10 protein-coding genes and 3 tRNA genes are annotated in these 11,438 nt (G+C 51.3%); 1 reads left to right on the top strand and 12 read right to left on the bottom strand.

Features of this window, described 5'->3' with window-relative positions; translation table 11 throughout:
* Positions 1–33: 33 nt before the first annotated feature.
* The 8 genes from HMPREF3201_RS01645 to HMPREF3201_RS01615 form a co-directional block, all read right to left on the bottom strand.
* On the bottom strand, positions 34–771 hold the full coding sequence (locus HMPREF3201_RS01645) for a TIGR03915 family putative DNA repair protein (protein ID WP_062411430.1): 738 nt from the start codon (positions 769–771) through the stop codon (positions 34–36).
* 10 nt (positions 772–781) lie between these two features.
* The gene (locus HMPREF3201_RS01640; protein ID WP_082709372.1) at positions 782–2,026 is read right to left on the bottom strand and encodes a putative DNA modification/repair radical SAM protein; all 1,245 of its coding nucleotides are present in this window, start codon (positions 2,024–2,026) and stop codon (positions 782–784) included.
* 96 nt (positions 2,027–2,122) lie between these two features.
* A complete protein-coding gene (locus HMPREF3201_RS11835; RefSeq protein WP_172980534.1) occupies positions 2,123–2,278 on the bottom strand; it encodes a hypothetical protein in 156 nt (51 codons plus the stop codon).
* 192 nt (positions 2,279–2,470) lie between these two features.
* Positions 2,471–3,706, bottom strand: coding sequence for an FprA family A-type flavoprotein (locus HMPREF3201_RS01635; protein ID WP_062411429.1), 1,236 nt, complete (start codon positions 3,704–3,706; stop codon positions 2,471–2,473).
* A gap of 125 nt (positions 3,707–3,831) precedes the next feature.
* Positions 3,832–5,148 carry a hypothetical protein gene (locus HMPREF3201_RS01630; RefSeq protein ID WP_172980535.1) on the bottom strand — a complete coding sequence of 439 codons (1,317 nt, stop codon included), beginning with the start codon at positions 5,146–5,148 and terminating at the stop codon, positions 3,832–3,834.
* A 17-nt stretch (positions 5,149–5,165) separates the two neighbouring features.
* Positions 5,166–5,840: a hypothetical protein gene (locus HMPREF3201_RS01625; RefSeq protein WP_062411427.1), complete on the bottom strand. Its 675-nt coding sequence runs from the start codon at positions 5,838–5,840 to the stop codon at positions 5,166–5,168.
* On the bottom strand, positions 5,837–7,639 hold the full coding sequence (locus HMPREF3201_RS01620) for a DUF2157 domain-containing protein (protein ID WP_062411426.1): 1,803 nt from the start codon (positions 7,637–7,639) through the stop codon (positions 5,837–5,839). Before HMPREF3201_RS01620 ends, HMPREF3201_RS01625 begins: the two co-directional genes overlap by 4 nt.
* A 305-nt stretch (positions 7,640–7,944) precedes the next feature.
* A complete protein-coding gene (locus tag HMPREF3201_RS01615; RefSeq protein ID WP_044504734.1) occupies positions 7,945–8,391 on the bottom strand; it encodes a universal stress protein in 447 nt (148 codons plus the stop codon).
* 244 nt (positions 8,392–8,635) lie between these two features.
* On the opposite strand from HMPREF3201_RS01615, the gene HMPREF3201_RS01610 reads away from it, so the two are divergent.
* Complete coding sequence (locus HMPREF3201_RS01610; protein WP_082709371.1) at positions 8,636–10,003, top strand: sodium:proton antiporter; 1,368 nt, start codon at positions 8,636–8,638, stop codon at positions 10,001–10,003.
* A 118-nt stretch (positions 10,004–10,121) separates the two neighbouring features.
* On the opposite strand, the gene HMPREF3201_RS01605 is transcribed toward HMPREF3201_RS01610, so the two are convergent.
* From HMPREF3201_RS01605 to speE, 4 genes are all read right to left on the bottom strand, one after another.
* Positions 10,122–10,197 (bottom strand) — tRNA-Lys (locus HMPREF3201_RS01605).
* A gap of 5 nt (positions 10,198–10,202) precedes the next feature.
* Positions 10,203–10,277, bottom strand: a tRNA-Gln gene (locus tag HMPREF3201_RS01600).
* Between the two features lies 1 nt (position 10,278).
* A tRNA-His gene (locus HMPREF3201_RS01595) sits at positions 10,279–10,354 on the bottom strand.
* A 147-nt stretch (positions 10,355–10,501) separates the two neighbouring features.
* Entirely contained in the window at positions 10,502–11,350 is an 849-nt protein-coding gene (speE, locus tag HMPREF3201_RS01590) for a polyamine aminopropyltransferase (protein WP_062411425.1), read from the bottom strand.
* Between the last annotated feature and the right edge of the window lie 88 nt (positions 11,351–11,438).

Here is an 11,438-nt window from a genome sequence, read left to right as displayed (position 1 = left end):
ATAACAAGTGCCGGGAAAAAGAAATACTTTTTTTCACTTCATTTCAATGAGTGTGGGCCAATATTTTTTAGGCATAAAACTGCGGCGCAGGGCCTCATTTTTCCGCGACGGGATGGCAATCGTACGGTAATAATTCTGCCAGGCCCGTTCAATAGCCAGCTCATCGGCCGACAATTCCGGCCCAGCCTGTACGTCGGGAATGGTAACCATGATCGGTTTTTCCCGATCGTAGTAAACGCCAAAGCCCCGCCTTATGTCATGGAGGACCCAGCGTTCGCCGGGAAGGCGGCGGACAAAGTGCGGGACCATGACCGGCACGACGCAGCACGTCGGCTTCAGCCGGCAGTACAGCATGCCGTCCGACAGTTCCTGAAAACGGGCCAGGCCCAGCAATTTATGGCGCTCGTTGCCGGTCTTTCTCGCCCATTGGCATACCGTCCAAATATCGGCCTCGCTGCGGTGGTCGAGGAAGGCCAGCTTATAATAAAAGGCCTTTCTCAAATACCCCAGTAAGGTAAGCCCGCCTCGTTTCGGCTCCGACAAAAAGGCGTAGTAAAAATAGTGGCAGGCCTTCGGACCACACTGCATGAGGAGTGCATCGAGGATGCGCCGGGCCTTGCTGTCGTCGGTCGCAACGAAATGCGGCGCTGAAAAAAGCGATGCCGCATCCCTTTCTAAACAGATATCTTCCACCTGGCCGAGGCCATCATGCCAGGCGTCAAAGACGGCCGACAGGTATCCGAAAAAACTTCCATCGTAAGTATAAATCATAGCTTTGCCTCTAAAATAAACTCATAGGCTCATAGGCCGAAGGCTGCTTCTGCCCCGATAAGAGCATCCGCCGGACATAGGCCGGATCCGTCGAAAGGCCGTAGTATTTCCCCTTACAGGTAATGAAATACCGGGCCCTTTTCAATACGACGCCGAGCCTTTTCAGGCTGTCATAAGACAGGAAGGCCTGACGGCGGGCAGCGCAGATGCGGCGGGCTGACAGGACGCCGATGCCGGGGACGCGCAGCAGGTCGTGATACGAAGCCCGGTTGACTTCAAGGGGAAAAACTTCAGGATGGCGCAGGGCCCAGCAGGCCTTGGGATCGAGGTCCAAATCGAAATTCGGGACGTCATCAGTCAGGATTTCTTCGACGTTAAACTGGTAAAACCGCATCAGCCAGTCGGCCTGATACAGGCGGTGTTCTCGCAGGAGGGGCGGCTTTACGATGGCCGGCAGGTTCGATCCAGTCACGGCCGGCACATAGGCCGAGTAATAGACGCGCTTCATATCGACCTTGTCATAAAGGGCCTGGCTAAGGCGCAAAATCGTCCGGTCACTGTCGGGCGTCGCCCCGACGATGAGCTGTGTCGTCTGTCCGGCCGGCACAAAGGAAGGTGCCTTCTTATAGCGTTTCTTTTCATCATGCCACTGATCGATGCCATCGCGGATATGGCCCATGGGCACGAGGATGTTCTCCTTGGTCTTCTGCGGTGCCAAGAGTTTCAGGCTCGACGACGACGGCAGTTCGATATTGACGCTCAGGCGGTCGACGTAACGGCCGAGTTGGCGGATCAAGGTGGCATTCGTCCCGGGAATGCCCTTCATATGGATGTAGCCGTTAAACTTCTTTTCTTCCCGTAAAATCCGCGCCGTCCGGATCAAAAGTTCCGTCGTATAGTCCGGCGAGCGATAGACACCGGAGCTTAGAAACAGCCCTTCGATATAGTTGCGCCGGTAAAAAGCAATGGTCACGTCGGCAATTTCTTCCGGCGTCAAGATGGCTCGTTTGACTTCGCGGCTTACGGCGTTGACGCAGTAGGCACAGTTATAGATACAGTGATTGGTCATGAGGATTTTTAAAAGGGATACACACCGTCCGTCGGCTGACCAGGTATGACAAATCCCGCAGGCCACCGCATTTCCAATGCCGCCTGTGGTATTGGCCCGACGGCTGCCGCTCGATGAACAGGACACGTCATATTTTGCCGCGTCGCTCAAGATATGTAATTTTTGTTCGATTCGTTCCCAATCCACGATTCCATCGCCTCCCTATGCAGCCGCAAAGCCTTTATAGGTTTAAAAGAGACTGCCCGACGAAAGCCTGGGCTTTCTCAAGCAGTCCCTTGTCCCTTATAAATTCAAACCTTCTCGCAGTTTTTCAAATATCTTCTGTTCATCTTCGGTTAAGTCCCGGCCCAAATCAATCTTGAGTTCTTCCCCATTGCTGCGGGCCTTGTCCTGTTCGTGCTTGTCGCCGCTCTTGGCACTGTCGTCACGAATGATCATCGTACCACCTCCTATCGTATTTTTTCCATTATACCACATCGGACTGCCGTCCTAAAAGGCGGATGACGCCATTTTTCGAAAAAATGTTCGCATCGACAAAGAAAAAAAGCTGCCCCCACGAAAAGGACAGCTGCTTGAGTCAAACATCGACTCAAAAGCGTTGTTTCATGAAGGCAGTTCATGTATCGACCGTTAGATCAAGGTGTTCGGATCGGGATACTGTTCGATGCTTTCTGCCATTTTATCGGCTAATTCATCCATCAGGCATTCCTGATCGTCACGAAGCGACGACTTCAGATCCATCGTCGGTTCGAGGATTTCGCAGCATTTAAATTCATTTTCTACGTAATCGGCCATGGTCTTATACGCAGCCGAAGCCCAGCTGTGGCAGGCAACGATTCCGATGGTACGCTTCTGGAACATGAGGGTCTTCAAGTCGTGGAGGAAGTTTTCCATGGGCAGGAAGAGGTTCAAGTTGTACGTCGGCGCAGCCAAGATCAAGTGGCTGTATTCCCAAGCCTTAGCCGTAACGAACGACGGATGGACTTTGGCAACGTCGTACATGCGGATATCGCGGACACCGCGGCGGCTCAATTTATTAGCTAGGACGCAGGCAGCTCGTTCCGTATTGCCGTAAATGGAAGAAAATGCGATGACGACGCCTTTCTTTTCCGGTACATACTGAGCCCAATGCAGGTGTTTGTCGACGATATATTTAATCGTTTCCGGCGTACGGAAGACAAAGCCGTGGAGCGGGCAAATGACATCGATGGGGAGCTTGGACGCTTTTTTAAGGACGTTCATGACCTGCGGGCCATATTTTCCGACGATATTGACATAGTAGCGGCGAGCTTCATCAAGGTAATTTTCTTCAAAATCAGCCTGATCGGCAAAGACGTTGCCGACGGTACCGAAGTGACCAAAGGCATCGGCACTGAACAGGACGTGATCCGTTACATCATAGGTCATGATGACTTCCGGCCAGTGAACCATGGGGGCTTTGATGAACTGCAGGGTGTGCTTGCCCAATTTCAGCTGATCGCCTTCATTAACGGTCATGTAGCGATCCGGCATGGGATGGCGGAAGAACTGTTCAAAAAGCTTAAAGGTAGACGGCTGGCCGACGATCTTGGCTTCCGGGTATTTTTCAAGCAGGGCCAGGGCCGAGCTGGCATGATCCGGTTCCATGTGCTGGATAACGAAGTAGTCCAGTTTGCGGCCTTTGAGCAAGTATTCTACATCTTCAAGAAATTCGTCACGGCACGATTTATCCATGGCATCGATGAGGCACGTCTTTTCATCATCGAAGAAATAGGTATTATAAGTAACACCCTGAGGAAGGGGGAAGATCCGTTCAAACAATTCCGTCCGGAAATCGTTGCATCCCACCCAATAGATACCGTTTTTAATTTCTTCTACACAATGCATATATGTATAACCTCCTTAAATAGTAGCAGCACAGCTATGCTGTAATGTCAATTATCACGTTTCTATCATACCATCTTTTCGATAAATAGGAAACACTTTAAATGAAAAAACTTGCCAAAAGATATCTATTCTTTATTAGTTCTATCCGACGACTGGGCAGCATCGCTGTCAGAAGACGATTCACGTCCAGAAGATGTGCGGCTCTTCGAACTATCGGAGCGAGTATCACTATCCGATTCTTTTTCATCGCGCTGGGATTCGCTGCGGCTCTTTGTTTCCGATTCAGACGCATCGCTGCGCTGCCGTTCCCTCGTCGTACTCCGACTCGGTGCCGGTGCGGAGTCACCGATCGATTCGGCGTCCGATACGACACTATTGATAAGTTGTTCCAGTACTTCCCGTTCAGCCTGGGACAAATCGTTATTGCCACTGAGCATATCCCGCGCCTGTTGAGCTAAGCTCTGGGCCTGCGAACGAGCCGAACTGCCGCTGACAGCCCCGTTGCGGTACTGCTGTTTTAAGCTGCGAAGTTCGTTGGAGATCTCATTGGCCTTGCTGCGAATGCGGGCCGCTGCCAATTCCCCGCTGCGCTGTTTCCGAGCGTCGGCTTCCTGCATCTTGCGGTCTTCTTCACGATTTTCCAGCAGTTCTTCCTGCTGCTGTTCGGCCACCTTATCGAGGGACGCCGTCGTAACGTGGGTACCGACATAATATTCATAGCCCATATATCCCAAGATGACGATGGGGACACATAAGAGCATCATTTCAAACCGGCGCATCTGGGCTGCCCGCTTCCAGCTGATGACGCTTTTGCGGCGATGTTCCATAATGAGGACAATGATTAAGATCAGTCCGATTAAGAACAAGGCCATGTAGATAAAGAGCTTATGCCACACCGTCGCCTGCAGGCTTATCGTCGAAGGATTCGAATCGGACAGCTGCCACAAATAGGTACTGGCCTGATCGTCGGCCTTGGTGCTGTTGCTGACGACCTGCGTTCCCGACGGGAAAGAAACCATGTATTCTAGGTCAACGCCGTTTTCCGGCATGGCCGCTCCCAGACGAAGGTTTTGAATGCTGTTGGCATCGAAATTATAATTGATATAATAGGTCGATGCAAACAGACCATCATGCGTCTTATGGACGATGTGGTCGACGGAACTGCGGCTAGCGCCATCATTGGTAATGGTCTTCATGGCCCGAAAGCCTTCGCCGTTATCATTACTATAATCCATAATGGTATAATTGCGCTTTTGGAACTCGTCGGCATCGGCCTTCAGGCTCTGCTGCCCCTCTGCCGTAGCCGATACTTTCAAAACGTCCTGCGTTTCACTGCCATCGTCATGAATGATGGTCTGCGCCCGAAACCCTGATAAAAGGAAGAACGCAGCCAACAGCATAACGCTCATAGCTAGTCTGGCAATCTTTGAATACCCTCTCATAAACTCCTCGCTTTCTGTCATTCTTCTTTTGGCGGTACCATTCCGGAATCGACGAGATGCGGCTTGTCAAACAGGGAGCGTCCGGCCTTGTCGGCCCGCGCTTTATCCATAACAGCCGCATTGCTGAGCTGTTCTAAGGGAACGCCGTTGACAAAAATCCCTTCGATGACGCCTTCTCCCCGCTTGATGCGGATGCTGGCGATAATACTGTCATCGGTGCGAAGGCTGTAGATGCCGTCGGCCATTTCCGGCGACAGGCGGTAGCGGTCAAATCCGACCTGGAACTGAACGCGGCCATCTTCATAAGAGACGACCTCAGCCCGCATATAATCGCTGCCGGAATCGGGCTTAGAAGCCGACGCCCCTTCCACTTTCATGAGCCCCGATGCATCGCGTGAGATGGCGACATAAATCTGTTGACCGACTTCAGGCGGCGTTTCATCGAGCCACTGCGTCGTATCTTCCGGGAAGACGACGCGAACATAGTCGGTCCCAAACGTAGAAATTTCCAACCGCGGCACAGCACGCCACTGATAGGGAATCCCATCGACAGAAATATTATGCCAGCGCCAGCCGACATAGGCCAGGGCGGCAAACTGAATCAAGACGACCAGCCCGAAGACCATCCAGCGATGGCGGCCTTCCGGCGAAAAAGAAAGATGTATGCCCTGCAAAGGCGGTGAAATTTTCATTCCGACTTGCCTCCTTGATGGGACCATGGTGACTGGGTAAAGTGTTTTTTGCGTTTCGGTTCCGGTTTCATATGACTCCACGGCGACTCCGTGACGGCCGGCGACTTTTCTTTTGCCTTTTCCTGAGGAAGGGCCATCTGTTGGGGTACGGCTTCCGTCGTTTCACGGACAACCTGCCGCGGCGGCACGGCGTCATGTCCCGTATCATCAGCCGGGACGGACAGGGTAAATACCATCGGTGAATCCGCGGTTGCTGTCGGTACGGAGCTGGACTTAGCCGAATCAGCCTCAGACGACGTCGAAAGTCCCGATTCGTCCAGCCCCATTTCAGCCAGCGACGGAATACGAACGTCTTTCATCCAAGCTTCCACCATTTCGTCCTTTTCCGTTTCCTCCGGTGAATACCAAACGGGCAGCTCTTCTTCAGGCGCCTTTTCTTCAGCGACTACGGCGTCATCATTGCGGACGCGGGCCGTTGAATGATGAAGTCTTGCCCGTCGCGAAGCTCGCTGGGCTGCCGTTTTTTTATCTTTCTGCATCCGCCGGAACTGGAAGATGATCAAGGCCAAGACGATAATGGCCAAAATCGGAGCCAGCGGCGAAAAATGCGTGCCGAACACGAAGGCCAGGACTAAGCTGATAAAAATGACGATGCCAAATCTAAGATGAGCCTGGTGATCAGGCTTAAACCCCTGTGCCGTTTCATAGACACCGATGACGACGATATACAGGGACGAAAGAATCAAGGGAATCGAGGAATAAAGAGCCGATCGAACGAGGATCGTCTCAAAAGCCAGGATAACGGGGATGACCAGATAGAGGGCCGGGCCCCACAACCGTTTCTTCACCGTTTTGGCCATCATGCCGGCCATAAGGATAAAGAGGAGGACCGTCACCAAATCGGTCGTCCAATGGAAATTCTGGACCTGGGCAATCCCATCCCAGGCAAAGGGCAGGCAGGAAATGAGGAGCGAGCCTACTGCCGCAAATCTCCCGAACCAGCGGAAGGGAACGCCCCAAGACTGGTGGATGTCAATGGAATACCCGACCATCATGATCGTAACGGCCAAGCTGCCGAGCAGCAGGAAGGGAATGTATTCCGTCGTCCGTGCGGCTAATCCGAAGGCAATGAAAACGGTGACCGTCATGACCCACGAAAAAACAGCCAGCCGCCGTTCATCCCGAAGGTTAATCAAGGTGTTATAGAAAGGCACGGCCAAAAGGAGGAGCAGCCACAATAGGCCCGTTCCCCCAAAGGTATTCAAAGGACCTCCGGAAGCCGTCCAATAAAGGAGCGACAAGTCGTACACGACGAGGGCTGCCACCGAGCACAAAAAATAGACGACAGGCAGGCAAAGAATGGCACAGGCAATGACGTAGGACGTCACATCCCAGCCGATATAAAACGTCTGTTCCGCCATAGCCAGGACGACAAAAATCCCCAGACAATGGATGAGGGCAATCCCTTCGGCTGCCACCGATCCCTGCCTTTTCTGGAACATAGCCAGGCCTACGCCGGCCTGAGTCACCAGCAGCAGCACGCAGGCTAAGGTCATGCGTGCCGGAACCGATACATAGTACCATAATTGGGAAAGTCCCCAGATGACGGCCATGACGACGGCAGCAAATCCCAGTGCCGATAAAAACGCATATAAAGGCAGGGGTGCCAAAAGAGAAGTCCTTTGTTCATCCCTGCCGTAAGATTTTCGTATTTTTTCACGGGCTTCTTCCGTGATCCATCCTTTAGAAACCCAGTCAGCGACCTTGTGGTCCAGCCATTCATTGGTATTTCGTCTCATACTTGCCTCCCAGGCGCCCATCCCGGAACGAGGCACTCCGGGACCGTTGGTAATGTGATATTCCAGGCAGGCCCAAAAGCACACCTGTCTATTCAGTATATCACAAATTTACTCTTTTCCCTATGGCAACTACCAAATTTTTACATATTCCAAGAAGAATAAAATTCCCTCCGAAATTCCAGGCAGCCTGCCGGTCACCCGCCTGAAAACACGAAAAAAAGGGCCTCCCGGAATAAGAAAATATCCCAGTAAGCCCTTTAGCCAGCCTGCGGCAAGACAAGGCCAGTAAGGCATTGCGTCACCGTTTATTTTACGATTAATACGGGGCAGACCGAATGAGTGACGACATAACTACTAACTGAACCCATGAATAAGCCTTTCAGCGGTCCGAGACCGCGGCTGCCCATGACGATCAAATCGGCATTGTACTTCTTAGCTACGGACAGAACGGCAGGACCCGGCGAGCCGACTTCAAAGACGCTCTTGACTTCGATGTTTTGAGGAATGGCCTTGGCAAACTCATCGAGGATGCCCTTCCCTTCTTCTTCCATGTCCAGTGCTACCTGTTCGGTTACATAACCGCTGGCGTTAGGAATCTGGTCAAAGTTAGAGATGACCGAGACAATGTTGGCAACATAGACCAGCGTAATCATAGCGCCCAAAGATGATGCAATGACGACGGCATGTTCCAAAGCTCGTTTCGAGTTGACCGAACCGTCGGTCGGAACGATGATGTTATTATATTGCTTCATATGAATCCCTCCTTATAATGCCTTGTCGTTAAGTATATATTCGTCACTCCCTCGGCAGATTCCTGCCTGGCAAAAAAATTATTTAGAAAAAAACGCTTTACATTTAAAAGTCCAGTAATAATTCAGCCTAAATGACAGTGTAAAATGTAAAAATAGAGTATAAACTTTCATTTTCTTATGATATAATGTTAATTATAGCATACATAAATTTACTTTTTTGTAACGATTAAGAAAGGTGGTTTTTATGACACACGAACTCGTAAGCGCGACCTTACCCGTATGGAGCATCATTCCTTTTGCCGGGATGCTCCTATCCATCGCCATCGTCCCCCTCGTCCGGCCGGAGTGGTGGGAAAAACACATGCTTGGCGTGGCATTTGCCTGGTCTTTATTATTCCTTATTCCCTTTGCAGTTGCTTATGGCATCGGTGAGTCATGGTTCCGCCTTTTGGAATCGGTCCTCCTTGACTACATCCCCTTCATCGTTCTCCTCCTGGGGCTGTTCGTCGTCGCCGGCGGCATCGCCGTCCGCGGCACCCTGGCTGGAACGACGAAGGTCAACTGTCTGCTGTTATTCATCGGTACAGCCCTTGCCAGCTGGATCGGCACGACCGGTGCTGCCATGCTGCTCATCCGTCCCATGATCCGTGCCAACGCCTGGCGCAAGAATAAAGTCCACCTCATGGTCTTCTTTATCTTCCTCGTCGCCAACATGGGCGGCTGCCTGACACCCCTGGGCGATCCTCCGCTGTTCATGGGCTTCCAGCGCGGCGTTCCCTTTACGTGGACCTTCCATCTCCTGCCGATCCTGCTCCTGAACCTGGTCATCATGTTCGCCATCTTCGCCGTAATGGACAAGCATTTTTATAATAAGGAAATAAAAGAAGGCCGCTCGCCTCATGACGCGATGGCCGCCGGCAGTAAAGAACCGATCCGCCTCGAAGGGGCTCATAATCTGATCTTTATCGCCATGATCATCATCGGCGTTCTGGCCAACGGTCTCCTTCCGGAAATGCACCCCTTCTTTGCTAACGGTGCCGGCATCCATATTTACGATGAAATCGTATTCCCCTACGCAACCCTGGCTGAAATTATCATCATCTTAGCCGCTGCCTTCTTCTCCATTAAGACGACGAAAAAATCGACGCGAGACCTCAACGAATTTACGTATGCTCCTATCATCGAAGTCGCTAAACTCTTTATCGGTATCTTCGTCACCATGATTCCTGCCCTGATCCTGCTCAAAGCCCATGGGGCTGAACTGGGAATGAACGATCCCTGGCAGATGTTCTGGGCTACCGGCGCCCTGTCGTCCTTCCTGGACAATACGCCGACGTACCTGGTATTCCTGCAGACAGCCGGCGCTCTCGGCGCTACCGAAGGCATCGTAACCTCCGTCGGCACGGTTTCTCAAATCATGTTGGAAGCCATCTCGGCCGGTGCCGTTTTCATGGGTGCCAATACCTACATCGGCAATGCCCCGAACTTCATGGTAAAATCCATTGCTGAAGAAAATAAGATTAAAATGCCGAGCTTCTTTGGCTACATGGGCTGGTCCATTGCCATCCTCATTCCGTTATTCATCATCAACACCTTCGTATTCTTCTTATAAGAAACGGAAGTACAAAAAAGCAGGACTGCTACTGCAGTCCTGCTTTTTGCATCTCTTGAATCCTGTCAACGGCCTCGCAGACAAACAAAAGGCGCCGCACGATGTGCGACGCCTTTTTTGGTGATCCATCCGAGATTCGAACTCGGGACACCCTGATTAAAAGTCAGGTGCTCTACCAGCTGAGCTAATGAATCATGGCTGGCAGGGGTAGCTGGATTCGAACCAGCGCATAGCGGAGTCAAAGTCCGGTGCCTTACCACTTGGCTATACCCCTATGGGGCGAGTATAGGGATTCGAACCCTAGCATAACGGAGCCACAATCCGCCGTGTTAACCACTTCACCATACCCGCCATATAAGATTATCTGCCGTAACGGCGCCGAATCAGCGTCGTCAACGTAGATAATCTTACCATGAGTCAAAGACAAAGTCAAGTATTTTTTACATTTAATCACAAAAGATGGCAGACCGGAAATGCATAGCCTGAGAACAAAGCCGATTAGCGGTCAGCCTTGCCGTACAGCAGATCCTTTACGAAGTTCGGCAGGACAAAGGCGCTCTGCTGAATACCTTCATTATAGTAGCGCGTCGGGAAGGTACGCTTGCGATTCGGCGTCCACTGCAGGGGATCGTATTTTTTAGACCCCATCGTAAAGCAGTGCATCCCCGACGGATAGAGGGGAATGAAAGCCGTATACAGACGGGCAATGGGGAAAATATCCGACACGCAGTCGAAGACGTCTTTTACCAACTTGCCATGCATAAAGGGCGATTCCGTCTGCTGGACAAAAATCCCGTCGTCTTTCAAGGCCTTAAAGGTGTCTTTATAAAAGTCGTAGGTGAAAAGGCCTTCTCCAGGACCGACCGGGTCGGAGCAGTCGACGATGATGACGTCGTAGTAATTTTCGGCTTGCCGCATGAAGGCGATGCCGTCGCCGACAGTGACGGTCAATTTCGGATTGTCTTCCAGCATGGCCTTGGAAATTTCAGGGAAATATTGCTTCGATAATTCGATGACTTTGCCATCGATATCGACCATGGCCACTGATTCGACTTCAGGATGACGGACGGCTTCCCGGGCCGATCCGCCGTCACCGCCGCCGATGATGAGGACCCGTTTGGGATTGGGATGAAGGAACATAGGGATATGGACGATGCTTTCATGGTACATGAATTCATCTTTAATAGACGTCTGGAAGACGCCATCCAAGACCAGCATGCGGCCAAATTCCTTAGAATCGGCAACGACGATATCCTGAAAATCGGAATGGCCTCGATACAGGATATCCGAGACTTCCGTCGTCAGATCCAGGTGCGAAGACTGGTGTTCTGTTATAAATTTTTTCATAGTATACTCCTTGATAATCGCCTGTTCTTATTATATTCTGATAATGACTTCATTTTAGCATATTTAACATTATTTGTCGCAGTTCATT

The sequence above is a fragment of the Megasphaera sp. MJR8396C genome (assembly GCF_001546855.1).
In the GTDB taxonomy this organism is placed as follows: Bacteria; Bacillota; Negativicutes; order Veillonellales; family Megasphaeraceae; genus Megasphaera.
Note: the sequence above shows the minus strand (reverse complement) of the source record. Positions and strands in the feature narration are given on the sequence as shown.